Source organism: Bdellovibrio sp. NC01, from assembly GCF_006874625.1.
GTDB lineage: Bacteria > Bdellovibrionota > Bdellovibrionia > Bdellovibrionales > Bdellovibrionaceae > Bdellovibrio.
Map to the genome: position 1 here is coordinate 3,208,259 of NZ_CP030034.1, position 24,538 is coordinate 3,232,796.

22 protein-coding genes are annotated in these 24,538 nt (G+C 44.3%); 7 read left to right on the forward strand and 15 right to left on the reverse strand.

The genetic code is table 11. The annotated features are described in order from the left end of the window. From DOE51_RS15365 to DOE51_RS15385, 5 genes are all read right to left on the reverse strand, one after another. Positions 1–405, reverse strand: coding sequence for a four-helix bundle copper-binding protein (locus DOE51_RS15365; protein WP_142697419.1), 405 nt, complete (start codon positions 403–405; stop codon positions 1–3). 76 nt (positions 406–481) lie between these two features. Continuing rightward, complete coding sequence (locus DOE51_RS15370; protein ID WP_142697420.1) at positions 482–997, reverse strand: MarR family winged helix-turn-helix transcriptional regulator; 516 nt, start codon at positions 995–997, stop codon at positions 482–484. A gap of 26 nt (positions 998–1,023) precedes the next feature. After that, the gene (locus DOE51_RS15375; protein ID WP_246845120.1) at positions 1,024–2,265 is read right to left on the reverse strand and encodes an NAD(P)/FAD-dependent oxidoreductase; all 1,242 of its coding nucleotides are present in this window, start codon (positions 2,263–2,265) and stop codon (positions 1,024–1,026) included. 19 nt (positions 2,266–2,284) lie between these two features. Next, entirely contained in the window at positions 2,285–5,527 is a 3,243-nt protein-coding gene (locus DOE51_RS15380; protein ID WP_142697422.1) for an efflux RND transporter permease subunit, read from the reverse strand. Between the two features lie 2 nt (positions 5,528–5,529). Further along, complete coding sequence (locus tag DOE51_RS15385) at positions 5,530–6,897, reverse strand: TolC family protein (protein ID WP_246845121.1); 1,368 nt, start codon at positions 6,895–6,897, stop codon at positions 5,530–5,532. 252 nt (positions 6,898–7,149) lie between these two features. Here DOE51_RS15385 and DOE51_RS15390 point away from each other — a divergent pair, with 252 nt between their 5' ends. Further along, positions 7,150–7,809 carry a TetR/AcrR family transcriptional regulator gene (locus DOE51_RS15390; RefSeq protein WP_142697424.1) on the forward strand — a complete coding sequence of 220 codons (660 nt, stop codon included), beginning with the start codon at positions 7,150–7,152 and terminating at the stop codon, positions 7,807–7,809. Here DOE51_RS15390 and DOE51_RS15395 read toward each other — a convergent pair. Further along, positions 7,806–8,615 carry a murein L,D-transpeptidase catalytic domain family protein gene (locus DOE51_RS15395; protein WP_142697425.1) on the reverse strand — a complete coding sequence of 270 codons (810 nt, stop codon included), beginning with the start codon at positions 8,613–8,615 and terminating at the stop codon, positions 7,806–7,808. The genes DOE51_RS15390 and DOE51_RS15395 overlap by 4 nt on opposite strands. Positions 8,616–8,669: 54 nt before the next feature. Next, a complete protein-coding gene (locus DOE51_RS15400; RefSeq protein WP_142697426.1) occupies positions 8,670–9,407 on the reverse strand; it encodes a helix-turn-helix transcriptional regulator in 738 nt (245 codons plus the stop codon). Positions 9,408–9,766: 359 nt separating this feature from the next. On the opposite strand from DOE51_RS15400, the gene DOE51_RS15405 reads away from it, so the two are divergent. Both DOE51_RS15405 and DOE51_RS15410 read left to right on the forward strand, forming a co-directional pair. Next, positions 9,767–11,437, forward strand: a complete 1,671-nt coding sequence (locus DOE51_RS15405) for an ABC transporter ATP-binding protein (RefSeq protein ID WP_168196471.1) — start codon at positions 9,767–9,769, stop codon at positions 11,435–11,437. Next, complete coding sequence (locus DOE51_RS15410; RefSeq protein ID WP_246845122.1) at positions 11,430–13,241, forward strand: ABC transporter ATP-binding protein; 1,812 nt, start codon at positions 11,430–11,432, stop codon at positions 13,239–13,241. The genes DOE51_RS15405 and DOE51_RS15410 overlap by 8 nt, the downstream gene beginning before the upstream one ends. On the opposite strand, the gene DOE51_RS15415 is transcribed toward DOE51_RS15410, so the two are convergent. Together DOE51_RS15415 and DOE51_RS15420 are read right to left on the reverse strand one after the other, a co-directional pair. After that, complete coding sequence (locus DOE51_RS15415; RefSeq protein WP_142697428.1) at positions 13,172–14,173, reverse strand: hypothetical protein; 1,002 nt, start codon at positions 14,171–14,173, stop codon at positions 13,172–13,174. The genes DOE51_RS15410 and DOE51_RS15415 overlap by 70 nt on opposite strands. A 29-nt stretch (positions 14,174–14,202) precedes the next feature. Next, positions 14,203–14,997: a GYF domain-containing protein gene (locus DOE51_RS15420; protein ID WP_142697429.1), complete on the reverse strand. Its 795-nt coding sequence runs from the start codon at positions 14,995–14,997 to the stop codon at positions 14,203–14,205. A 198-nt stretch (positions 14,998–15,195) separates the two neighbouring features. Here DOE51_RS15420 and DOE51_RS15425 point away from each other — a divergent pair, with 198 nt between their 5' ends. Then, a complete protein-coding gene (locus DOE51_RS15425) occupies positions 15,196–16,152 on the forward strand; it encodes a chemotaxis protein CheX (RefSeq protein WP_246845123.1) in 957 nt (318 codons plus the stop codon). A 58-nt stretch (positions 16,153–16,210) separates the two neighbouring features. On the opposite strand, the gene DOE51_RS15430 is transcribed toward DOE51_RS15425, so the two are convergent. The 4 genes from DOE51_RS15430 to DOE51_RS15445 are packed head-to-tail and all read right to left on the reverse strand — an operon-like array spanning position 16,211 to position 19,286. Further along, positions 16,211–16,615 carry a thioesterase family protein gene (locus DOE51_RS15430; RefSeq protein WP_142697430.1) on the reverse strand — a complete coding sequence of 135 codons (405 nt, stop codon included), beginning with the start codon at positions 16,613–16,615 and terminating at the stop codon, positions 16,211–16,213. A gap of 10 nt (positions 16,616–16,625) precedes the next feature. Beyond that, positions 16,626–17,633, reverse strand: a complete 1,008-nt coding sequence (gene phnE / locus DOE51_RS15435; RefSeq protein ID WP_142697431.1) for a phosphonate ABC transporter, permease protein PhnE — start codon at positions 17,631–17,633, stop codon at positions 16,626–16,628. Beyond that, entirely contained in the window at positions 17,611–18,393 is a 783-nt protein-coding gene (gene phnC / locus DOE51_RS15440) for a phosphonate ABC transporter ATP-binding protein (protein ID WP_371726717.1), read from the reverse strand. Before phnC ends, phnE begins: the two co-directional genes overlap by 23 nt. Continuing rightward, entirely contained in the window at positions 18,390–19,286 is an 897-nt protein-coding gene (locus DOE51_RS15445) for a phosphate/phosphite/phosphonate ABC transporter substrate-binding protein (RefSeq protein WP_142697433.1), read from the reverse strand. The genes phnC and DOE51_RS15445 overlap by 4 nt, the downstream gene beginning before the upstream one ends. A 90-nt stretch (positions 19,287–19,376) precedes the next feature. On the opposite strand from DOE51_RS15445, the gene DOE51_RS15450 reads away from it, so the two are divergent. The 3 genes from DOE51_RS15450 to hrpB are packed head-to-tail and all read left to right on the forward strand — an operon-like array spanning position 19,377 to position 23,292. Continuing rightward, positions 19,377–20,108: an HAD family hydrolase gene (locus tag DOE51_RS15450; RefSeq protein WP_142697434.1), complete on the forward strand. Its 732-nt coding sequence runs from the start codon at positions 19,377–19,379 to the stop codon at positions 20,106–20,108. Then, positions 20,109–20,765: an SAM-dependent methyltransferase gene (locus DOE51_RS15455; RefSeq protein WP_142697435.1), complete on the forward strand. Its 657-nt coding sequence runs from the start codon at positions 20,109–20,111 to the stop codon at positions 20,763–20,765. It abuts the gene before it with no gap. A 1-nt stretch (position 20,766) separates the two neighbouring features. Then, positions 20,767–23,292, forward strand: coding sequence for an ATP-dependent helicase HrpB (hrpB, locus tag DOE51_RS15460; protein ID WP_142697436.1), 2,526 nt, complete (start codon positions 20,767–20,769; stop codon positions 23,290–23,292). Between the two features lie 107 nt (positions 23,293–23,399). On the opposite strand, the gene DOE51_RS15465 is transcribed toward hrpB, so the two are convergent. Further along, on the reverse strand, positions 23,400–23,621 hold the full coding sequence (locus DOE51_RS15465; protein ID WP_142697437.1) for a hypothetical protein: 222 nt from the start codon (positions 23,619–23,621) through the stop codon (positions 23,400–23,402). Positions 23,622–23,635: 14 nt separating this feature from the next. Then, the gene (gene rpsD, locus DOE51_RS15470; RefSeq protein ID WP_142697438.1) at positions 23,636–24,262 is read right to left on the reverse strand and encodes a 30S ribosomal protein S4; all 627 of its coding nucleotides are present in this window, start codon (positions 24,260–24,262) and stop codon (positions 23,636–23,638) included. Positions 24,263–24,538: the final 276 nt, after the last annotated feature.

Sequence of the window (24,538 nt, forward strand, 5' to 3'; positions counted from 1 at the left end):
TTATGGTCGTGCGGGCTTAGTCGCCTCACGACCGCCATTTCCAGAAATTTGCACGGTCATTCCTGCCATCGCTCTGCAAATGTCGGCGCAACGACGGCATTCATCTGCACAACGAGACATCACGGTATCATCTTGATAGCGCTCACACTCTTCAGCGCAACGAGTGCACAATTCAAAAGTGAGTTCGCAACTTTGATGGTGAATACTAATATCCGCCATCATCATTCCCGCCGATGTTTGGCAAGAGTCCGCGCAAAATTGTAGAATCGCTAATTGTTTACCAGTAAATTTAGAAACTTTTTGATGAAGACAGTACTGCAAAGTTTCCAAACAAGTTCTTGAGCAGGAGAAGCATGCCTTAATGGCTTTGGCTGTATCGCTGTCCTGTGATGGATTCGGAATCATGGGTCCTCCTCGGTCAAAAGGTTTACACTTTTAGTGTAATGCATATCGACCGCAGAAGGACCTAGAGTGCTAAAAATCAGGCTTTAAAAGCTGGGTTCTGCAACATCTTTTCAAGCAGACCATTTAAAGCATTTTTTTCGTCGTCTGCAAATTGGCTCCAGAAATTATGCACATATGGATACCAGCGTGGATAAATCTCTTTCACCATCGCATCGCCCTTGTCAGTTATTTTAACGACAAACGAACGACCGTCTTTTTGATGAGTTTCACGCACGATCAACTCGGCCTTTTCAAGACTGTTCAATAGACCTGAAATTGTCGCTTGAGTGACTCCCACTTTTTGCGCCAACACAGAAGGCATGATTCCTTCCGGTGTATTCTTCAATACGTATAACAACGTGAAACGACCACTTGAAAGATGGTATTCAGATAACAAGCTATCAAGTTTGATTTCAAGTTCTGTCGCCACTTTCATAAACAGCAGATTTGAATAAATCGCATCTGCATCAATTTCAGTCGCTGTATTCAAATCAACAGCTGATTTGTACAGTTCTTCACGAGTCGGAAGTTCTTGAATAAATAATTTTGCCATAGCGTTCTCCAATTCCTGCTTGCTTATTAAGGCTTAAGTTTCCAGTCACGTTCAGTGATCAATCGAGCTCCGCGTTTAGAAAATAAATAGCTCCACGTCCACTGCGCCATGACCGAGATTCTGTTTTTAAAACCGATCAAATAAAAAACATGCACAAACAACCACGCCATCCACGCAAAGAACCCCACCATACGAATTCTTCCGTATTGAGTGATCGCTTTACGTTTGCCGATCGTCGCCATCTGGCCTTTATCTAAATACTTAAAGTCGTCGTGCTTTTTGCCTGCGATCTCTTTCAAGATCACATCCGCAACATAGCGACCTGCTTGCATTGCCGCAGGAGCTAAACCTGGTAACGATTTACCACTTGTCAATTCGAAGGCTGCCATATCTCCGACAACAAAAACTTCTTTGTGCCCAGGAACGCTGAAATCTTTATTCACTTTAATGCGTCCCGCGCGATCCATTTCGACAGTTGGACTTAAATTCAAGCGCGAGGCTTGAACACCAGCCGCCCAGAACACTGACTTCGTTTGAACAAATTCGTTTCCAATTTGCACGCCTGTGGCCGTGATATTTTCAACACGACCATTTAAACGCACATCCACACCTAAATCTTTTAAATCGCGCAAAGCATGAGCCGACAATTTCTCGTCAAACGACGCCAAAATCTTGGGTCCCGCTTCGACTAACATCACGTGGGCACTGGCTGGATTAATATGTTTAAAATCTTCCACCAAAACCGTACGCGCGATATCTGCGATCGCCCCGGCAAGTTCAACACCTGTCGGTCCACCACCAACCACCACAAAATTTAAAAGAGCTTCCTGACGTTTTGGATCTTGTTCGTTTTCTGCCTCTTCAAATGCCGACAGAATACGACGACGAATTTCAGTCGCTTGCTCCACAGTTTTTAAACCTGGAGCGAACTCTTCCCATTCGTTTTTTCCGAAATAACTATGTTGTGCACCACATGCGAGAATCAAATAGTCGAAATCAACACGGATATCGCCTTCTTGAATGAACTTATCTTTTAAGTTCACTTGAGAAACCCGACCTAAATGCACTTCCACGTTTTCGGCGTTTGTAAATTGCGCACGAATAGGAACTGCAATATCCGCAGGATTTAGACCTGCTGTTGCTACTTGATATAATAAAGGCTGAAACAGGTGGTGATTTCGTTGATCGATAAGCACCACATGCAGACCTGATTTATTCGCTAAGGCTTTGCCAGCAGCTAAGCCGGCAAAACCTCCGCCAATAATCATGACTGTTTTCTGTCCTACCTCAGCTCTCGGACGTTGTAAGCGCATACTCCCCAGCCCCTGATGTATTTGATGCTGGTTGTGCGTTTACTTCTGGCAATTCCAAGGAAACTTCTTCGTCACCTTTTTTGCTCGTTGTGAATTTTGCGCCAAGTTTATTGGCCCAAATTCTGAAACGATCGACATAAGTAAATACCGCAGGAACCACAATCAAAGTCAAAATTGTTGAGGAAATCATACCACCGATGATCGCCACACCCATAGCTGTACGGGATTTCGAAGCCGCATTCATGCCGATTGCCACTGGCAAAGTACCAGCGATCAAAGCAAACGATGTCATCAAGATTGGGCGCAAACGAGTTTTGCCCGCCATCACTAGTGCATCTGCACGAGATTTGCCCTCTGCCATCATTTGGTTCGTAAAGTCGACAAGCAAGATACCGTTCTTACCCGCAACACCAATCAACATAAAGAATCCGAACACTGCGAACAATGAAAGGATCTCGTTCATCAAAAACAGACCGAAGAAAGCTCCGCACAATGCAAGTGGTAATGCCACCATGATCGTGATCGGTGTGATGAATGATTCGTAAAGCGATGCAAGGATCAAGTAAATGAACATCACCGCGAAGCCCAAAGCCAAGATCGTTGAACCTGCAAGCTCTTGCATGTTCTCGGCGTCACCACCGAAGTTGTAACGAACTGACGAAGGGAATTTTGTATCGCCTTCAGACATTTTTTTCACGGCATCGTTCACGACGTCACTCAAACCTGCACCTGGGGCAAGACCCGCTGTGATTTGGATGTAACGACCACGGTCCATACGCTCGATCGATGCAGGACCTGATGTTAAGTCACCGTTAGCCACGTCAGCCAAGCGAACCAATTTACGGTTGATATTTGGAACCCAAACTGAACCGTAAGTTTTATTCAAGTCACGTTGATCTTCGACCAAACGAACACGGACGTCGTACTCACGACCTTTTTCGCGGAACTTAGCTGGCGTCGCACCCTCAACTTGAGCACGCAATTCTGCGCCCAATGTTTTTGTGTTGATACCGTAAGTTTTCGCAGCTCCTGGTTTCACATGAACTTGCAGTTCAGGTTTACCCGGACGGTAATTCGAGTTCACGTCTTTCAAACGAGGATCTTTTTTCAAAGCATCGAACATTTTCATCGCGCTTGATTCAAGTTCCTTCGGATCGGCAGAGATAATGTTCAAGATGAATGGTTGTTGCGCCATACCACCTGTCGAGTCGTACTTCTTAACAACTGGATTCGCGAAAGCATAATCTTTCAACTGACCACGAAGCACATCTCTGAATTTCTCTGTCGTCATGCCACGTTCTTTGCCGTCTTTCATACGAACATAGAACTCAGCTTTATTCGATTCACCGTAAACAGTACCGATGATCATTGTTGTATAAACAACCTGTTCATTTTGGTGGATGATCTTATCCACTTCCACGCCCACTTTGTTCATACCATCCAAGCTTGTGCCTGGTTCCATTTCCAAAGTCACAGTGATCTCTCCCGAGTCGTCATCGGCGATGAACGCACCAGGAACTTTTGTCACTGTATAGATAGACAAGATGAACACAAGCAACGTTGCACCGATCGTCATCAATGGATGGCGAAGTGTTACGCGCAAGAATTTCTCGTAAATATTTTCAAGCATCGTTTGGAAACGGTCGAAACCTTTAACCAAGCGACCCAAAGTTTTGTCATAGAACGATGCTGGTTTATGAGCGTGACCACCATGGGCGCCACCACCGTGACCAGAACCACCGAAGTATGCAGTCAACATCGGAATGATTGTCATCGCGACGAACCACGAAATGATCATCGAGAACACAACCGTGAAACCGAACTGTTTCAAGAACTGACCGATCGTACCTGACATCGTACCTACTGGCACGAATACCGCGATAACTACCAGCGAGATCGCCATAACGGCCATTTGGATCTCTGTCGTACCTTTTTCAGCCGCCGTGATCGAGTCTTCACCCAATTCCATACGACGATAGATATTTTCCACGACCACGATCGCGTCGTCGATCAGAAGACCGACCGCCAACGTCAATGCCAACATCGATACGATATTGATCGAGAAGCCCGCAATCTTCATCAACATGAAGGCACCGATCAAAGAAACCGGCAATGCGAATGCTGTGATCAATGTTGTACGTGCACTTCCCAAGAAGAAGAACACTGTGATAACTGTCAGAATGATACCGATGATGATCGTTTCATTTACGTCTTCAACGTTATCTTTAATTTTTTGCGAAGCATTCGTCACAAGCTTGATTGAAGGCGCGCCTTCCATTTTTGCAAGTTCAGGTTTTAGCTTCTCCATTTGTTTAATAACGTCGTCTGCCACTTTCACAGTGTTCGAACCTGACTGACGGTACACTTGCAAGAAGATTGATTTTTCACCGTTTACAAAACCGCGTGAAGTTTCATCTTCAAGAGTATCTTTCACCACACCCAGATCGGCCACACGTGTTGGCACTTCATTACCGTACAAGTTCACAAGAGTATCAGAGATCTCTTGCACGTTACGGAACTCACCCAAGCCACGGAAAGTCAGCTCTTTACCACCTTGATTCACTTTACCAGATGGAATGTTTTCACCCATCGCACCCACTTGTGATGCAACTTGAGTCACTGACATTTCACGATTGCGAAGTTTGTTGCGATCTAGAAGAACGTGGATTTCTCTTTTACGACCACCCAGGATTTCAATCGCACCAACGTTATTTACTTGTTCTAAACGTGGTTTGATAATTTGGTCCGCGATATCGTAAAGAACCGCGTCGCCAATGTCTTTACCAGTCAAAGAAACCATCAAGATAGGAGTATCTGACGGGTCAAACTTTTTGATAACTGGATCGTCAACTTCATCTGGAAGTTTTGGTTTCGCGATATTTACTTTATCGCGCACTTGTTGTTCTGCGTATTTCGAATCAACTGAAGATACGAACTCTACGATAACTTGCGATACGCCTTCCATGTTTTTAGAAGTCATACGTTTGATACCAGAGATAGTAGACACTTCGTCTTCGATTGGACGAGAAACTAGTGTTTCGATCTCTGCAGGGCCTGCACCTTTATAAGTTGTTTGAACTGTAACAACTGGTACGGATACGTCTGGGAATAAGTCGACGCTCATCGCTTTGAAGCACGCCCAACCAACAACCATGATAGCCAAAGTTACGCAGGTAATGAAAATCGGTCTGTTAATGGAAATCTTAGGTAAACTCATGACTATTTCCCTCCTTCTGGAGAGGCTTGGTAAAGTTTAAGCTGTGTTTGTAAGCCCAAAATATTTGCCGCTGATTTAACTTTAGAAAGAGCAGCTTGTGAGTAATCTTGTTCAAACAATAATACTTGGTAAGTCGTTGTGCGACCTTGACGAAGACGAGATCTTTCAACATCAAGTTTCGTTTTTTGTGCTTGTTCAATTTTGCCAAGCAATTTCAAATTGTCGCGAGCATCACTCAAGTTGCGAGTTAAATTGATCCAGTCTTGCTCTTGTGAATACAAAGCGTATTGACGGTTGTATTCAGCAGCTCTTTCAGCTCTCAAAGCACCGGCTTTCGCGTCTGAAGTTGCAGAAAAATTCAAAGGCACATTGAAACGAACACCCACATAGCTTGTGTCAGTATCTGTGTAGCCTGCATTTTTCATAGCTTCTGTTTGATCTTTATCGCGACCATTCAATGCGTATGTACCGTAAACATCCAAAGTTGGTTTGTTACGTTCATTCACAAGTTGCGAAGAAGCTTTCGCTGTTGCCAACTGCGCTTCTGTCGCTTTCACGTCAAATCTGTCGCCAGGACGTTTTGTCGGAATTGCGATGTTTTCAAGAGCCGCATAGTTCACAGGATCCAAAGACTCAACCGGAGCATACGCCTCTTTATTTAGATATGTATTGAATGCACGCAAAGCTTCTTGTTGTTCGTTACGAGCCACTTGCAATTCAAGAGTTCGAGATTCAACAAGTGCACGCGCTTGAACAACGTCAGCGTCTTCGCCCAAATTCATTTTCTTTTTACGAGACACGTAATCCAAAATGTTGTTTGCCGCTTTCAAAGCCGTCTCTTGAATAGAGACAACGTCTTTCCAAGCAGACAATTTCCAGTAAGCTGCTTCAGCGTTAGCCAAATAGCCTACTGAATTTGCGGAGCTGCCATAAGCATCAGCCAAGTTTTGTTGGCGAGTGATGTCTTGATTGGCGCGAGCCGTACGACCGAAGCCGCCGCCCCACAATGGCATCGACAATTCCAATTTCGGAGTTGCATCCCAATATTCGGGCAAGCTGATCATTGTCGTGTTCGCGTTCACGAATTCAGTTTTCGACAAGTTATAGTATAACTTCGTTTGCAAACCGAAATTGAACTGCTCACTCAAACCTAAAGAGTAATTCTCAGATTTGATGCGATCTGAAGTTTTTGGTTGCGAAGGTTTTCCGTCGTGACCTACTTGAGCCTCTGCAAACAACTGCGGAGTAAAAAACAAATCGGCTTCACGCGACTTCAACGTCGCCCCTTCGGCCTGCTCAGAAGTCCCTTTGTATGACGAACTGTCTTTTTGTACTTGGTCCAAATATTCGTTCAAGGAAAGTGCGGACACATTGGCACTTACCACGCTAATCCCGAGCGCGAGAATGAGCTTCGAGGTCTTGAGTACGCTCTGCGGTTTCATTGCTTTGATCTCCTGATCTGCTAGATAATCGTGATCTTAAGTAATCGCTTACATACATATAATTACGGCATTTCAATGAAGTACTCAAGCAATTACTTACTTGCTGCGATATAAAATTTATGATACATTTAGTAATTATCAGGCTAATCAGGTACTTAGCCTCATTTTGAGGAGTTTTTTATGGATGAGACATCTCAGAAAAAATTGGAACAGGTCGAGCAATCGGTTCGTTCCCATACAAAAAAGCGAGATAGATCCGCATCTGAAGAGAGACTATTAGAAGCCGCCGAGGAAGTGTTTGCTAAGCTCGGTTTTAAAGGCGCTACAACTCGTATGATCGCTGACAAAGCGAAAGTTAATGAATCGCTTATTGGTCGTTACTTCGACGGCAAGATGGGCTTGCTTATTTCATTGATCGAAAAACACGTGGAAACAGAAAAGTATCCAATGTGTGAATTGGGCTACCCTCCCCAAGCGACCGTGCGCGCGGAACTGACGAAGTTCATCGAAGCGATGTATTCAAAACACTGCCAGAAAGATAAAGAGTTTTTCAAAATCGTTTTGTCTCAATCACTGACAGATCCGAAGTTCTTAAAACGTCTGCGCAATATCATCCCTAAAAAAATGAATCCACTTTTGCACGAGCGTCTGCTTGAGCTGCAAAAGAAAGGTAAGTTTGCGCACGATGTCGATGTCGACACTTACATGCAGACATTGGATACGTATTTCCACGGCGCGATGTTATTCGATAAAATTTTGATGGGCGCTGAAGAAGGCGAAGTAGATAAGATGCTTCACTTCGTGATCGATATCTACGTTCGCGCTGTTGAAAGACCTTAGTAATCTAAAGGAGAAATCAATTGCGGCGTGCTGTAAGGATCTAAGAACTGCGGCACCTGCGCTCCTCCACCCTCGCCAGGAGTTCTGTTTAAATTCACTCCTGGAGGAATCTGCTCTTGTCCCATCAAACTTTGCTCGATGGGATATTGTCTAGAGTACTGCAACAAATCCTTGTGATAAGAAAAGATGATACTGCCGTTCTGAAGATTATTGATTAGATACTGCAGAACATTTAAATCCACGGCAAAACAACCTTCACTCCATCCCAGACGTCCGTTCTGCGCGATGAATTCGTCGCTAACGTATTTTGCGCCATGAAGAACGATATTGCGGGCCCGCGCTTGATTGTTTGATCTGTCGATACCGTCTAAGTAAAGCGACAAACCGTTCTTCTGACTTTTATAAGTGCCTTTGGCATAATAAAAACCGATTGAACTTTTCCATGAATCAAGAAGGTTTGAAAAATTTCTGGTTTCAATCACTCCAGATTTAATTCCATGAGACACATAGAATTTTTCCACGACTCCTGTATTAAAGTTCATGAAATACAGGCGCTTCGTTGTGGACGGCAACGTGTAATCAACGATCACAGCAAAAGATGTGTTCGGAATTCTTCCTTGGTTGTAGTCAAAAAGTCGGAATACTAAATCCAGCGGTTCACGCGGAACGCCCGCATCTAAGAGCGTTTCAAACAGATAACGGCCGTTCGGAACTTTACGATCATACATTCCTGCTTGCGCAGAAATGCTTGCTGTAAAGATTGAAAAAATCAGGGAAAGAAAAATGGTCAGGCGAAGTTCTTTCATGGACACAGAGTCCTTTGGAATTCGCCCGAGAGCAAATTAAGAGTTAGAAAGAGATCAGGACTCTTTCTTCTTAATCGCATCCATATAAGAATACTGCCACGGACGGTAGGACAAAAGGACACCAGTATCGACGACAGGAACATTGTGCTCTGCCTCGAAACGCGCTTCCTCTTGGAGATCCAACATAAGCCTATCTAACTTTGACTTGTATTTCGCCAACGTAGGAGGGCTGACCCTCAGCAACGAAAAGCGAATGTAATCTTCGGGTTTAAACTCGTAAGACAAATAGCTAGATTTGGTCTGCTCAAACATCGCCTTACCAACGGGGCCATCACGGCGGAAACGCAAGAAGCCCTGCTTCTTCATTTTCACTTTATCGCGTGGATGCAATTCAATCAAATTAAGGCGATCCAACTGAAATAAAAATTTCTGCGATTCAGCGCGCGTGATTTGATATTCCTTTTCAATTTTTTGCGGCGTCTTTCCATCATGAAGCATCATGTAGTAATGAAGCAGTCGTGCATTTTCCGCCAATGCTTTTTCCTGCTCATCCGTCAACGTCATCACTTGATTGCCGTCTTCAAGATTTGCACTCTTCACCACTTCAGAAAAACTGATATCAGCAAGTCTGCAAATTTCTTCAAGACGTTCCAGACTTAAACTTTTAGAGGAAAGAATTCGTTTTACACTCGACTCACTGAGGTCGAGGGATTTTGCGAGATCTCTGTACAGAATATTCTTAGCTTTCAGAGTCCGTTTCAGAGCACCTAAAAATTGGTCTATTTGCGACATGGGGCCTCCGCCTGCCTACTAATATCAGAGTATTACAATGTGATACTCTTTGCAAGGGTATTGAATAACAGTGCCCATCAGCCGATCCTATCTATGTCACTGTAGGAGGTTGTTATGTCCATTCTAAAGTACTTATATGAAAGGCTCAGCTCCCGCCGCTCTTTCTTTTATGGCTGGGAACAACGCAGTTATGAACGACGCCAAGAGCAAATCTCGCGCGACATCCATTTATCTTGTCGAGTCGGACGAGATTAACTAATCTCCAGACATCTATGCAGACTGAGTCAGAAAATTCGACCCTCTTCAAAAGTCCCCTTTGGTTTTACATCAAGAATAATCCCCGAGCTTTCAGCTTGGGGATGCTTTTTTTATTTCTGACAAATGCACTTGATGGCGTTTATCCGTTGATCATGAAAAAAGCGCTCGATCAAATTGAAGCGCGCGTGACGATGGATGATCTGACAAAGACCTGCATTCTGTTTTTTGTCGTCATGACCGGCCTTGCGGTGACTCGCTACGGATGGCGCACGAACTTTGGTAAATTTCATACTTTCGCTGCCGAACACATTCGCCAAAAACTTTTTAAGCACGTAACATCATTGGGCCCCAACTTCTTTCACAAACATCAAGTTGGCGAGCTGATGAGTCTTGTCACGAATGACGTCCAATCCTTCCGTCAAGCCATCGGTCCTGGCATGTTGATTTTAGCTGACGGAATTATGATCATCGCGATCGTGCTGCCGATTATGGCCACGATGAACTGGTCGTGGACGTGGCGCACGTTGATCTTCTTACCGCTTGTTCCTTTCCTTATTTGGAAAGTGATGAAGCTGATTCATTCAAATTATAAAACCCAACAAGATCGTTTTTCTGAATTAACTGGTGTCGCCCAAGAAACTGTTGGCGGCATTCGCGTTATCAAAAGCTTCGCGCAAGAAGACAACCGCACGAAATTATTTAACGGCGTTAGTTCCGCGTTTGAAAAAGCGTGCAATAAAGTGGCTCGTGTCGATGCCTTCTATGTGCCCGTGATGGAATTTGGCGTCACTTCGGGTTCGGTGATTCTATTATTTGTCGCTAAAGATGATCTGTATTCGGGTGCGGTGACTGTCGGCACCTTCGTTGCTTTCCATCGTTATATTCAAAAGATGGTCTGGCCGATGAGTGCTCTGGGCATGGGCTTTTCTTTCTTCCAAAAAGGTTATGCTTCGTTTGATCGCATTAAAGACGTTCTTAAAACGGAAACTGATATTCCGGATCTTGGAAAAACTGAAATCACTGAATTCAAAACTTTGGAGTTCAGAAATGTTTCATTCAAACACAAGAACAGTGCTGTTTACGTTCTGAAAAATATTTCTTTCAAAATGAACGCGGGTGAAAGCCTTGGCATCATGGGTCCAGTCGGTGCTGGCAAGACCACATTATTGCATTTGCTGACTCGTCTGTATCCGTTAGAAGAAGGTCAGATCTTAGTGAATGGCATTCGCCTAGAAGACATCACACAAGAATCTTTGCGTCGCACGTTCTTGCTAGTGCCCCAAGAAGCTTTCTTATTTAGCGAAAGCATTTCTGAAAACTTAAGCTTCGGTTTGGCTGAGCGCGCCGCTGACGCCGAAATTCAGCGCATGACTGAAACCGTGGATCTAACAAACGAGATCTCGGCCCTGCCAATGCAATTTGAATCACAATTGGGTGAACGTGGCGTGAATTTGTCTGGCGGTCAGAAACAACGTCTGACGATTGCGCGCGGCTTGATTATGAAAAGTCCGGTTTTGATTTTGGATGACTCATTAAGCGCGGTCGACACTAAAACTGAAAAAGCGATCGAACAAGAGCTTGCGAAAGACAGCTCTTCATTAAGTCGCATAATTGTCGCGCACCGTTTGTCTTCACTAAAAGCTGTCGATCATCTTTTGATTCTAAAAGATGGCGAAGTGGAAGCCTTCGGAACATATAACGACGTGTATAGCACAAGCCCGACGTTCCAGAAAATCGTGCAAATTCAAGGAAAGGAGCATCACCATGAATGATAATTTCATGAATGAGGACGTGGTTAAAACCAAAGTCACCTATCCTGTTTTGTTCAAACGTCTATGGCCCTATGCTCGCAAAGAAAAATTCTTACTGTTCTGCGCGGTCTTCGCCGTTGCTGGTGGCGCAACTGTAGCGCGTATCATTCCGTCTTTGATTGGTTATGCGATTGATCACGGCGTTAAAGGTCGTGATTACGGCGTCTTTACCAAAGTGGCGTTTGCTTATTTGGCTTTAGAAATCATGCGCTCAACGTTTTCATTTGGAAACGTGTTCTTGTTTCAGCTCTTTGGCAATCGCATGCTTTTCCATTTGCGCGAAGATTTAATGAACCATGTACAAAGACTGCCACTGCAATTTTTCAATAAGACACCGACAGGTCGTATCGTGACTCGTTTAACGAATGACGTGGCGGCCTTGGGCGAGCTTTTCACTGAAGGCGTGATTTCGGTGTTTACTCACTTCATCGTTATTTGTTCGGTTGTTGTCGCGTTGGCTTTGATTTCTTGGAAATTGACGTTGGTGTGTTTGATCTTAGCACCGTTTTTTATTTGGGCATCATTTTACCTTAGCAATCGCATTCGTGATATTTTGCGTGAACAGAAAAAGAAACTTTCGACGATCAATGCCTTCTTAGCCGAAAATTTGAACGGCATTAAGGTTGTACAGCTTTATAACCGTGTAAAACGCAATCGCGATAAGTTTGTGGCCTTGTCAGTGGACTACCGCGACACCAACATGCAATCGATCCGCGCTTATGCATTGATGCAACCGATTATGAATCTGTTCAATGCAGTGACAATCACGTCTGCGTTGTATTTCGGTGGTTTACTGAGCTCGCAAAACTCAATTGCCATTGGTGCCTTGGTGGCGTTCTTGATGAATATTCAAGACTTCATCCCACCTTTGCGTGAAATCTTGGAAAAATATCAGCAATTCCAAAATTCCCTTACCAGTGCGGAACGTATTTTCACATTGATGGATGAGCCAAAAGAATTTGAAATCAAAACTCTGCAAAGCCACGAAATCGTTCGCGGTGATATCGAGATTCGTAATTTGAATTTCCGCTATGAAGAACATCTGCCATTAGTACTGAAGAATGTGAACTTGCGCTTTAAAGCGGGTGAATCCATCGCTTTAGTCGGTCGTACCGGCAGTGGTAAGTCGACATTTATTTCGTTGTTACAGCGTTTTTACGATGCACCTGAAAAAACGATTTTTGTCGACGGTATTGCGATTGAAAAAACTCCGCGTGAAGAAATTCGCCATCACGTAGGCGTCGTGCAACAGGATAACTTTATTTTCCGTGGCAACATTCGCGATAATATCGGTTTGGGCGATCCAAAGATCAGCGACGAACAGATCCGTAGCGCTTGTGAAAAAACGGGCTACATGGCGCTATTACTGCGCACCGGTCGCGATTTGTTAAGTCCTGTGGACGAGCGTGGCGCAAATCTTTCTGTCGGCGAAAGACAGTTGATCGCGTTTGCACGTATCTTGGCATTTAACCCTGACATTTTGATTTTGGATGAAGCAACTGCGAATATCGATTCTGAAAGTGAACACATCATTCAAGAGGCGACAAAAGAAATCACCAAAGGTCGCACAAGCATCATCATTGCTCACCGTCTTTCAACGATTCAGCAGTGCGATCGCATTGTCGTTTTAAATCAAGGGGAAGTGGTAGAAGTGGGCTCTCACGAAGAATTGATGAAAGCCCAAGGTCTTTATTATCAGTTTGCTTCAGCAGGCGTGAAATCAACTTTGATCGAAGCATCGGCTGCAGGAACTGCAGATCCATAGAAGCGTACGATTCTTGAAGCCGCGATGTAGTCCCAACCATTGGTAGTACTTCGCGGAATCACCACACCGTTTACTTTCACAACGATTGTCGACTCAACTGGTTTACTTGAAAGTTTAAAGTCCGTCAGGATTTGCAATACACGAGCGCGGATGTTTGTGACTGCGCTTGTTAAGTCGGAATTACACAAAGTATCTTTCGTTCCGCCTGACGCATCGACGAGACCCAAGAACGATTCACCGACTTCTTTATAATCCGTAGAAGTCGTCGAACAACTGCCATTCAGACTTAAGATACCAATGAAATTGAAAACCCATGAACGACTGCCATCAGAATATGGCGTCTTGATGCTATCAAGGAAGCTTGTGTAATGCGCGATACTTGTCGTCGCATTACTTTGGCTTTTATCGTCTTCATCAGACAAGGCAATCACCACAAGCAAGGCATCAGGGCGCAAGAAACCTTTGCCCGCATTTGCTTGATAGCTTGAAGACAAAACCGTTTCCATGGATTGCAGACCACGCTCATTATCAGAACCATCTTGTCCTACGACTAAACGTGAAGCCAAGACACTCGAAACATTTGGTGTGGATGCTTTGATAATTCCAGGCGAACCAATGAACTGCCCACCATTAGGAACGGTCCCGCCCATGCTGCTTGTAACCACAGCCATTTGGTAGTCCATCTTCAACGAATTTAATTTGCTGATCATGCCGGGAATAGCATTACTCAAATTCTGTTGGTGCTTTGCCATGGACGAGGAGTTATCCATGATCCACAAAATATCGACCTTATTATTGTAAGTGATGTTCTGTGCAAAGTCCTGAGACGTGTCTGGTAAACCAAATTTCACGTCTTGGGCACAAGCCATCAACATCATCGTTGAGGCCAGTGCAACAACGTAGCCGCCCAGTCCGTAGTAGCTTTTCGCCATGAAGATCCTCGCTCCTCGTACTAAAAAGTTTATGCAACCTTTGCTGTCGTGTAGTTTCTGATGCTCTCTCTAACGGACTGACTGAGCGTCGTGAACTTCACACCATACTTCACAGGATCGGCAGCGGAAACACCGTCTTTAATATACTGCTTGCTTACGATTTGGCAGACAGCATTGAAAGGAGGAACTCCGTCACCTGGTTGGAAATGCAAGAAGAGTGACTGACCTGGTTGAAGATTTGGATTGTCGATAAGAACTCCCGCACCACCGGCACTGATTTCAAGCGCTTGGCCACGGAAGACTGTTTTATTGTTATGAACGATCAAAGATGCACCATAAGATGCACGCAAGTGACGACGACGGAAGAAGATCTCTGCAAGTTCTTGCTCGTGCGACTCTTTCAATTTACGAATCGCTTCTGGAGAGAAGTCTTCAACTTCAGCCACACGTTTCCATGCAGGAAGTTTTGCGTGCCATACGTAATCGTATTCAAAAAGAGTTTTCTCTTGCAGCATTTGTACAAGATCCAACTGACAGAAAGGACCGTAGTTGTTTCCTTCTTTTAGGATGAACCACTCTTTATCTTTAAGATTAGTTTTGAATGAAGCTGCCGTGGGAACCGATGAAGGTCTAGTCGCAGGTTTGCTAGAAAGCTTGGCAGAAAACTCAGGGTGCTCCAACAACATAACCCATTCGCCCATAGCTTCATCATAGACATAGTCAGTCCACTGATGTTCTTGAGATTCAATCTTTTTCATCACGGTCTCAAGAGTATACGGCCCGATGTGAGTCCCATTATTAGAAAGATAGTACTGCTTATTCATTCGAAGATCTCCTTATTGAGACTATCGGCGTATTCATAACCGCACTTAACTGTAGGATTTTAGACATTTTCTTGAACTTTTAATGTGCAGTTTTCGTCGAACTTTTTGACAAAATTTATCGTTAAGTCTCTCTTAAGAAAGCCGATAGAATTACTACGCAATAATGGTTGCTTCAGGGACAGTCGGAAAAAACCGATAATGGTTTATATGGTATTTGAACAACGGAAAGACATGAAGCTCAGAAAAAATATCCTCATCGTAGATAATAATTGCGAGCTGGAACAGCTTGTACGTGAGCCTATTTTGAAGCAATTCAAAGACAGTGGTGTCTCTCCTGTCTTGATCCGCGCAAAAGACGGCGCTGAAGCTGCCATCAAGTCTGAAAATCAAAAGTTTGATATGGTTCTTATTGATACTGAAGTTCCCCGTCTGATGGATGGTGGCTTCGTGTACGGCCTGCATACTTATAAGAATACGCAAGATGCAGAATTACTTGTGGTCAGCACAAAAGATCCAAGCGAACTTCCCGATTCACTTCAGCACTGCAAATTCTTTAAAAAACCGGTCAGCCCGGCAGAATTAATTAATGCCATGGTTGCGGTTTTGAATGCTGAACATCACGGCGACGTGAAACCACAAGCAGCCGCCGCAACTGCTGCCGCTGCGACAAAATATGCAGTTGATGTGCGTGTGATCAACGCCGTTATCAAAGCGACAACTAACGTGCTTGCACAGTTCGGCGTGACGGATGTGAAGATGGATAAAGCGGGACCGAAATCTCCGCACGATCCGTTGATGGGTGAAGTTTCATCTGTGGTTGATATTCAAAGTCAGGCGTTCCAAGGTTATTTGTCAGTGTCTTTTGATAAAGGCAGTTACCTTGAAGTTGTTTCCGTCATGTTGATGGAAGAGCAAACTGAATTAAACGCTGACAACCAAGACGCTGTCGGAGAAATCAATAATATCATCTTCGGTAACGCGAAGGCCGAAATCTCGAACTTTGGCGTGAAGATGACAGTGCCTAGAGTGATCTTAGGTGCCAATCAATCAGTTCCATGCGCCCAGGGTTCTGCGGGAATGCTTATTCCATTCTCAACAGCCAAGGGTAAATTCTATATCAACGTGGTAGCTCTACCCGTTGCTAAAGCGGCTTAGTTTTTAAATTAAAATAAGAAGGTAAAAAAAGAGCGAGTATCAAACTCGCTCTTTTTATTTATTCCATGCCGATAGCTTTGCGCCACTCTGGTGTTGGTTCGATCAACTTTCTTGCTTCCATGTCGAATAGACCGAAAGTAAAGACCGCTTCGCTGGCGATTGTGCCATCGTCTTTGATCATACGTTGCACCATGTGCCCGATCTTGCCTTTATAATCCAACATCTCAACCGTGATCGTGATGTTTTCGCGCAGCTTGATTTCGCGCAAGAACTTCAAATTCACTTCTAAGATCACAGGGCCCTTTTTCATTTTATGAATAGCTTGAAAACCGTAACCACGCGGTGTGATCAATTCCCAACGAGCTTCTTCATAGAGGGACAAGTACGTCGCGTTGTTTACGTGACCATATGAATCGATATGTGTTTCTTTGATTTGAACTTTGTATTGAAAAACTTCTGCCATGTTGACCTTCTTACTTCAGTGCTTCGCGGATGTAAGCGGAGGCTTGATCAAGCGCCCACACCACAACTGCGATCACGACGATGATACATCCCACTTCGCGCCACATTGCTTGTCCCTGATACTGCACCAGCATTGTGCCGATACCGCCACCACCGACAAGCCCGATCACTGTCGCCATTCGCACATTGATATCCCAGCGATAGACCGTAAATGAAATATACGGCAATAGCACTTGAGGAACAATCGCATACCAAATTGTTTGCAGTTTATTTGCACCCGTGGACTCGATTGCTTCAAGCGGACCCTCTTCAACGGATTCGACCATTTCAGAATACTGTTTTGCTAAGGAGGCCACAGAATGAATCATCAATGCCAGCATTCCTGCGAACGGTCCGATGCCGACCCACACGGAAAAAATAATCGCCCAGATCAATGCTTCAATCGAACGCGTCACATTCAACAATGTTCTTAAAGCTAAGTACACCGAATAAGCCGCAGGTCCACGCATGATATTTTTTGCGCTAAAAAAACTCAATACAAACGCCACCGGAATTGCGAAAGCGGTTGCTAAGAACGCCATGAAGATTGTTTCAATGATGTTAATCACTGCACGAGGTAGCACGTCCCAATTTGGATTGAGCAAACCTTTAAAAAGTCTGACAGCTCCTGCAAACCCGTTTTGATCAAACAATTCGATAAACGAAAACTGCGTTTTCATTAAGGCCACGACGAAGGCCAGCAGCAAGCTGATCACCAGTTGCCACCCCCAGAAGCTGCGATACCACGAATGGATTTCATTCACCGGAACTGTTTTAAATAAAACATCACCCAAAGTTGCAACTTTGCGCGAGCGCAGTACAAGACTGACAGCGGCACTTATTCCTAAAAATAAAATCACGTAAAGCAAGTCGCGTGTCAGATTCAACAACTGCTCATCCGTGATCGCGAATGCAGCGATTGTGATAATTCCCAATACAAAAGCGCCAAGAACGCTATCAAAGACCGTCCGTCGAAACATCTTGTGCGCCCTCCCCGTAAATTTTTTGGAACCATTCATTCGTGATTTCTTCAGGTTTACCTGTGAAGACAATTTCGCCGTCTTTCAAAGCAATCACGCGAGTTGCATATTTACGAACTAACGACAGAAAGTGCAGGTTCGCTATGACCGTTAAACCCAACTCTTGATTTACTTTTTTCAGATAGTCCATCACGACATGACAAGTTGCGGGATCTAATGAAGCGACCGGTTCATCCGCTAACAACAATGTCGGGTTCTGCGTCAGTGCACGCGCAATAGCGACACGTTGTTTCTGCCCGCCTGAAAGTTGATCGGCACGCAGGTGCGCTTTTTCCGCGATCCCTACAAGTTTTAAATTCTTAAGCGCTTCATCTTTTTCAGCTTGCGAGAAAATTCCTAAAATACTTTGCAGAGTTTTCTTCTGCCCGAGCTTGCCCATCAAAACGTTTTTCAAAACGCTCTGACGTGGAATCAAATTGAAATGCTGAAAGATCATCCCCATTTTGCGGCGAAGCGAACGGATCTCTTCGCGCTTTTCAATTTTGCCGATGTCTTGTCCTTGGAACTGAATGCTGCCTGATGTGGGCTCTTGCAAACGATTCAGACATCTCATTAATGTAGATTTACCGGAACCACTGAGACCGATCACAACAAGGAATTCTCCTTGTTGCACATCAAAACTGACTCCGCGTAGAGCCTGCACTCCGTTCGGATAAGTTTTCTTTAAATCTTTAACGGCCAATAAAGTCGTGCTCACTATTTTTTCTCCGGAACCATCGTTTTCAACATCTCACGAACTGTGTCGTAATCTGCATCCGTTGATTTCTTAAGATTCGTCGCACCCAACATCAAGTCCATGGCCTTTTTTCCCTCTGGAGTCGCCACAAACTGCAAAAGCGTGTCGCTGATCTTTTCCTTCATCTCTTCAGGAATATCTTTACGGAAAACGATTGGATCGTTAGGAATAGGTTCAGACAATTCAATGATTTTTACTTTTTGCTCGACATCAGGATATTGCAACTTCACCAAACGACGCGCATCTTCGATTTGTCCATCTTGTGGTGGCGAATAGTAAGCCGCCCCTGCATCCACTTGACCTTGGTAGATCATCGTCACAACAGCATCATGATTCATCGCGAACACTGTAGCCTTCGGTTCAATCTTTTTGTCGTGCAAAGTTTTTAACGGCAGCAAGTATCCCGACATAGATGCCGGATCAACGAACGCCATCTTTTTACCATGCAGATCTTTAAGCGTTTTAATTTTACTATCTGATCGCGCCAAGAATTCAGACTGGTAAGTGGCAAGGCCATAGCGAATAACGGTTAGACGCGCTTCAACACCATAGGCCTTGTGCGCCATATAGTATCCGTAAGTGTTGATTGCAGCGACATCCGCACGTTGTGTCCCAAAAGATTCAACGACTGCAACGAACGACTGCGGAATAGTAATTTGAAATTTGTAAGGAGTATTCTTCTCTAGATAGTCTTTGAGGATTTTTGAATTATCCGACAAAACCTTTGCGTCGACTGACGGCACCAAATGAAATTTGATCGGATTTTCTGCAGAGCCCAGCGCTTCTTTTTTCAAATGACATCCAGCAAGCAAAAGACCGCCGCCGACAGAGAGTAACGCAAGAAGATGTTTCACCATGAAGCCTCCAAAATCATTATAGAAATTCCCTCTGACAGAGCAAGAAAAGTCTTTGCCTTAACCAGACCCTAAAAGTTAGAATAAACCCCTATGCTAGAGGCTCTTCTTGTCAATATTCAGAATATTTCAGCCAAGGGAGCAAAGTGCCTTGCGGTCTTTGACTTGGATTCAACACTTTTCGACGTGAGTCCACGTTTAGAGCGTATCCTGCTTGATTTCGCTGCTGAACCCGAATTTCAAAAACGTTTTCCCGAACAAGTCGCACTTTTTAAAGGCATTAAGACTCGCCACACAGACTGGGGCTTTACCAATGCTTTACAAAGAATTGGTCTAGATGGAAAGCATCCCGATTTCGAAGAAGCTCTTCATGATTATTGGTATGAGCGTTTCTTTTCCAACGAATATCTTGAATTCGATCATCCTTCTGAAGGCGCTGTCGAGTTTGTAAAGGACGTTGTCGAAGCCGGCGCCGAAATCGCGTACCTTACCGGCCGTGATGTGCAACGCATGGGACCTGGTTCTGAATCTGTTTTGCGTAAATGGAATTTTCCTATCAATGATCGCGCCCGTTTGATTTTGAAACCGCACAAGTCGATGGACGACGCGGAATTCAAAACCGACTGGATCGTCGGCGAAGTGAATCAGAACAAGTTCGAAAAAATTTATTTCTTTGATAACGAGCCGGTGATTCTTCACCGCATGAATGACAAATGCCCGCAGGTGCAAATTTATTTCCTTGATACGACTCATTCAGGTAAAGCTCATCCGCCAGAAAATCTTCCGCGCCTGTTGAATTTTCTGCGCAACCCAAAGGGGTCTTAAATGTTATACCTAGTTGCCACACCTATCGGCGACACGAATGAGATTTCATTGCGTGCTCTAGATATTCTTCGCGAAAGTGAAATCATCATTTGCGAAAGCACGAAAGAAGCTTCGAAGCTTCTGCGCTCGCACGGCATCACTGGCAAGAAGTACGAAGTTCTTGATGAACACTCGACTGCTGATGATAAAGCGGCTTTGGTTCCTTTGTGTGCAGAAAAGCAAGTAGCATTGGTGACTGATTGTGGGACTCCGGGGTTCTGTGATCCAGGCGCTGATCTTGTGCGTTTGTGTCGTCAAAAGAATATTCAGGTGAAATCAGTCTTGGGTGCTTCGGCCCTTATGGGTTTGTTGTCTTTAAGTGGCCAACGCTTAGACGAATTTGTGTTTCGTGGCTTCTTGCCGGCCGAAACGGAATCTCGTGGTAAAGCTTTGCGTGAATTGACGAAAGAAAAGCGCGCGACGATTATCATGGATACTCCTTATCGTTTGAAAAAAACCTTGAACGATATGAAAGAGCATTTTTCTAATCGCCGCTTCCTTCTGACTTTGAATTTATCACAAGAAGACGAAACGGTTCTTGATGGCAATATCGATTCATTGATCGCGAAGAATCCTTTTGAAAAAGCAGAATTCATGCTGCTGATTTATCCTGCTTAATATGAACAAGATTACTTTGCCCGTTGATGACTTCATCAACGAGATCCAAAACAAACTGCGCAGTGGTAATAACTTAGTCATTACTGCCGCACCGGGTGCGGGTAAGACAACTCGCTTACCGCCCGCTTTGTTACAGATCGTCGCAAAGAAGATCATTGTCCTTGAACCACGTCGTATGGCTGCAATTGCCGCCGCCCATCGTATTGCTGAAGAAAATGGTTGGCAGGTTGGTGAAGAAGTCGGTTACCAAGTTCGTTTTGCGAATAAAACTTCTGCAAAAACTCGTCTGATTTTTATGACGGAAGCTTTATTGGCCAGACAGATGTTGGACGATCCTGAATTAAGTGATGTCGATCTGGTTATTCTTGATGAGTTTCACGAACGTTCCATGCACGTCGATTTAGCTCTAGGTTTACTCAAAGAATTGCAAGAACTGGGTCGCGATATTAAGTTGCTTGTGATGTCGGCGACACTCGAAGCGGAAAAAATCTCTGCCTATCTCGGGGATTGCCCTGTGATTTCCGTTCCCGGAAAATTGTTTGAGCTAAATACGATCTATCAAAAAAACTCGCAAGTGCTGCAAACCTCACCGGCTTTTTATGACAATCTTGTTGCAACAGTAAAAGAAGCGACTGGCAAAACAGACAAAGACGTCCTTGTGTTCCTGCCTGGCGTTGGCGAAATTGAGCGCACTAAAAATCTCTTAGAGGATTGGGCCAGCGGTCGCGGCATTGAACTTGTGATCTTGCATGGAACATTAGGCTTGGAAGATCAGCGAAAAGCCTTACAGAAAACATCATCGCAAAGAGTGATTTTATCAACCAACATCGCAGAATCTTCGGTCACACTTGATGGTGTGAATACGGTTATTGATTCGGGTCTTGCGAAAAACATGAAACAAGATTATCGCACCGGCTTTTCTCGTCTTGAGTTAGGTCGCATTAGTTTATCAAGCGCCATTCAGCGTGCGGGCCGTGCCGCCAGACAGTTTCCTGGTGTCAGTTACCGTATGTGGAATAAAATGGATGAACTTTCATTCACAAAAAGTGAAACCGCTGAAATTCAGCGTGTGGATCTGACAGAAAGTTTATTGTTTCTTGCCGCTCAAGGTGTCAGTGATTTCCAAAATTTCTCGTGGTTTGAAAAGCCCAACAGCATCGCGATTGAAAAAGCCTTGCAGTATTTGCGTTTGGCAAAAGCACTGACTGCAGAAAATAAAATTACGGATCTGGGAAAACAAATTCTGCACTTTCCTCTTCCTGTGCGTTTGGCAAAGCTTGTTTTAGTTTCGATTCAACGTGACTGCCCTGCTTTGGGCGCCGACCTTGCGGCCTTACTGCAAGAACGCGATATTCTTCGTAAAGACTCCTCCCATGCGTTCCTGGGAGATAAAACGGAGTGTGATCTGACTGTACGTTTAGAAATCTTGCAACAGTATCGCAAATCCGGCAAAGCCCCCAAAGAAGCTGGATTCTTTTCTTTGCAGACTGTCGATCAATCCGCGAAACAAATTCTGGCGCTCGCAAAGAAAATCGCAAGCACCAAGACTCAAAAAGAATCTGACGATCTTGAAACACGCACGTTATTGCTAAAAGCCTTCCCCGATCGCCTATGCCGTCGCAGAGGAAGCTCTGAACGTGCCCTGATGGTTGGTGGTCGCGGTGTGAAACTGCAACAAGATTCGCTCGTTAAAACATCTGAATTCTTCGTCGCTTTAAATGGCGTGGAAGGTTCTAGCGATGCGGAAACCATGGTCAGCCTTGCTTGTGGCTTTAGCAAAGATTTCATCCTTTCGCACTTTAAAGAAGACATCGAAAAAGTCAAAGACGTCACTTTCTTAGAGGAAAAAGGTCAATTTTTCATTCGCGAATACAGATCCTTGTTCGGCCTTCCTTTAGAAGAACCCAGTCTGTCGCCAGCCTCAAAACAAGATGTCGAAGAAAAGTTGCCCCAAGTCTTAGTTGAAAAATGGGATCTGGTTTTAAAAAATAACGACGGCCTTGCAAGCTGGTGGCAACGCTTAGAGTTTTATCGCCGTCATGAAGGACTTTCTTTCGAAAACAAAATCGAACAATTAAAACTTGAAGCCTTCACGCAAGCTGCGATGGGCGAAAGCAAACTGCAAACGATCTTCGAAAAAGACCTCGTCTTCTTTTTTGAAAATGTATTTCCTTCTGATTTCGTGCAGACCTTAAGAAAAGAACTCCCCGACAAAATCGAAGTTCCAAGTCGTAGCCGCATCAAAGTCATCTACCCAGAAGACAAAGCTCCATATTTAGAAGTGCGCATTCAAGAAGTTTTTGGCCTACAAGAAACACCAAAGCTACTGAACGGAAAAATTCCAGTAACCTTCCACTTATTGGGACCAAACTTCCGCCCCGTGCAAGTCACGTCAAATTTAGAAAGCTTTTGGAAAAACGGTTACCCGGAAGTGCGCAAAGAATTGCGTATCAAATACCCAAAACACCAATGGCCCGAAGATCCGGCCGACGGAACGCCCGAAGCCAAAGGTCGCCGACGTCACTAATAGAATTGTTAATGCATTGTAGCCGTAAAAAAGAAGCAGGCACCCTCGAAAAGGGACCGCCGACTCACGAGCTGCAGAGATGTGAGCCGGCGGAAGGTACAAAAAATCTAGTGAACTTTAGTGCGTGAACAGTCGGCGCAGATTTGGTCTGCGTCTTGTTCTTCTTTTTGCTCTAGGTAAGCCAAGAACGAGGCGAAGCGAAAAGAAATGTCATACAAAGTATCCATATCGAAGACAAATTTTTCGCCAGCCATTGTGACAGAGACAAACTCGTTGTTTACTTCTTCGAGTGTGATCTCTTCAGCTTCAAGAAATTTTGTGTTTTTCATAGGGAAATTTCCTATTAACCACGTAAAGAGTAGTAGCTGATCACAAGACCTGCGTCGAATGTGAACGGCACTGCTTCAATGTTTGGTTCATCCGTCAAACGACCCGTTTCAACTCCACCTTTTTCTTCTTTTGACATGAATGATGGCAATGGAAGACGTGGGTTTTGTTTCGCTTGAAGATAAACTTGGTTTTCGTAAGCATCCGCTTTCAACGAGATAACATCGCCCACTTTAATGATTTGCGAAGAGATGTTAACTTTTTTACCGTTAACCAAAACTTTACCGTGAGAAACCATTTGTTTCGCAGCAGGAATGCTTGGCGCAAAGCCCAATCTGAAAACAACATTGTCCAAACGTTTTTCAAGCAAGTTAACCAATGAATCAACCCAGTTCGTGTTTGAAGACTTCTGAGCTTTTTTGATGAAGCGACGGAATTGTTCTTCACGCACGTTGTAGTGCAAACGAAGTTTTTGTTTCTCTTCAAGTTGCAAACCGAATTCAGAATATTTACGGCGACGTTGCCCGTGTTGACCTGGAGGATAAGGCTTTCTTTCCATGGCTCCCGCTTTACCCAAGCCTGGAAGTTCCATCAGAAGACGTCTTTGTTTTTTGAAACGAGGTGATTTACCTTTTCTGTTCATTTCTATGATCCTTTTTTCAAAGAGAGCACAGTGATAAGGCTAACTTCTTTTGTTGAACAGAGATTCCGCGGAATTCTTTCATGGTGAGAAACGATTGAAAGCCTTGTGAGAAGCTACTGAGAATGAAAACCTGGTGATAAAAGTTTCCACGAAGTTCCACAGTACGAAGCGATTACTTTTATGTCCGAATTACTCCGAGCCTGCGCGCTCAAAACATAGCGCGTTGTTTATCATTTTGCTTTCATCCCGGCGAACGCTTTGCTAGAACGGGTTTTC

Bases quoted from the DNA above. Each gene is read 5' to 3' on its own strand.
- DOE51_RS15365 (WP_142697419.1), bottom strand. From the start codon at position 405: ATGATTCCGAATCCATCACAGGACAGCGATACAGCCAAAGCCATTAAG.
- DOE51_RS15370 (WP_142697420.1), bottom strand. From the start codon at position 997: ATGGCAAAATTATTTATTCAAGAACTTCCGACTCGTGAAGAACTGTAC.
- DOE51_RS15375 (WP_246845120.1), bottom strand. From the start codon at position 2,265: ATGATTATTGGCGGAGGTTTTGCCGGCTTAGCTGCTGGCAAAGCCTTA.
- DOE51_RS15380 (WP_142697422.1), bottom strand. From the start codon at position 5,527: ATGAGTTTACCTAAGATTTCCATTAACAGACCGATTTTCATTACCTGC.
- DOE51_RS15390 (WP_142697424.1), top strand. From the start codon at position 7,150: ATGGATGAGACATCTCAGAAAAAATTGGAACAGGTCGAGCAATCGGTT.
- DOE51_RS15395 (WP_142697425.1), bottom strand. From the start codon at position 8,615: ATGAAAGAACTTCGCCTGACCATTTTTCTTTCCCTGATTTTTTCAATC.
- DOE51_RS15400 (WP_142697426.1), bottom strand. From the start codon at position 9,407: ATGTCGCAAATAGACCAATTTTTAGGTGCTCTGAAACGGACTCTGAAA.
- DOE51_RS15405 (WP_168196471.1), top strand. From the start codon at position 9,767: ATGCTTTTTTTATTTCTGACAAATGCACTTGATGGCGTTTATCCGTTG.
- DOE51_RS15410 (WP_246845122.1), top strand. From the start codon at position 11,430: ATGAATGATAATTTCATGAATGAGGACGTGGTTAAAACCAAAGTCACC.
- DOE51_RS15415 (WP_142697428.1), bottom strand. From the start codon at position 14,173: ATGGCGAAAAGCTACTACGGACTGGGCGGCTACGTTGTTGCACTGGCC.
- DOE51_RS15420 (WP_142697429.1), bottom strand. From the start codon at position 14,997: ATGAATAAGCAGTACTATCTTTCTAATAATGGGACTCACATCGGGCCG.
- DOE51_RS15425 (WP_246845123.1), top strand. From the start codon at position 15,196: ATGGTTTATATGGTATTTGAACAACGGAAAGACATGAAGCTCAGAAAA.
- DOE51_RS15430 (WP_142697430.1), bottom strand. From the start codon at position 16,615: ATGGCAGAAGTTTTTCAATACAAAGTTCAAATCAAAGAAACACATATC.
- phnE (WP_142697431.1), bottom strand. From the start codon at position 17,633: ATGTTTCGACGGACGGTCTTTGATAGCGTTCTTGGCGCTTTTGTATTG.
- DOE51_RS15445 (WP_142697433.1), bottom strand. From the start codon at position 19,286: ATGGTGAAACATCTTCTTGCGTTACTCTCTGTCGGCGGCGGTCTTTTG.
- DOE51_RS15450 (WP_142697434.1), top strand. From the start codon at position 19,377: ATGCTAGAGGCTCTTCTTGTCAATATTCAGAATATTTCAGCCAAGGGA.
- DOE51_RS15455 (WP_142697435.1), top strand. From the start codon at position 20,109: ATGTTATACCTAGTTGCCACACCTATCGGCGACACGAATGAGATTTCA.
- hrpB (WP_142697436.1), top strand. From the start codon at position 20,767: ATGAACAAGATTACTTTGCCCGTTGATGACTTCATCAACGAGATCCAA.
- DOE51_RS15465 (WP_142697437.1), bottom strand. From the start codon at position 23,621: ATGAAAAACACAAAATTTCTTGAAGCTGAAGAGATCACACTCGAAGAA.
- rpsD (WP_142697438.1), bottom strand. From the start codon at position 24,262: ATGAACAGAAAAGGTAAATCACCTCGTTTCAAAAAACAAAGACGTCTT.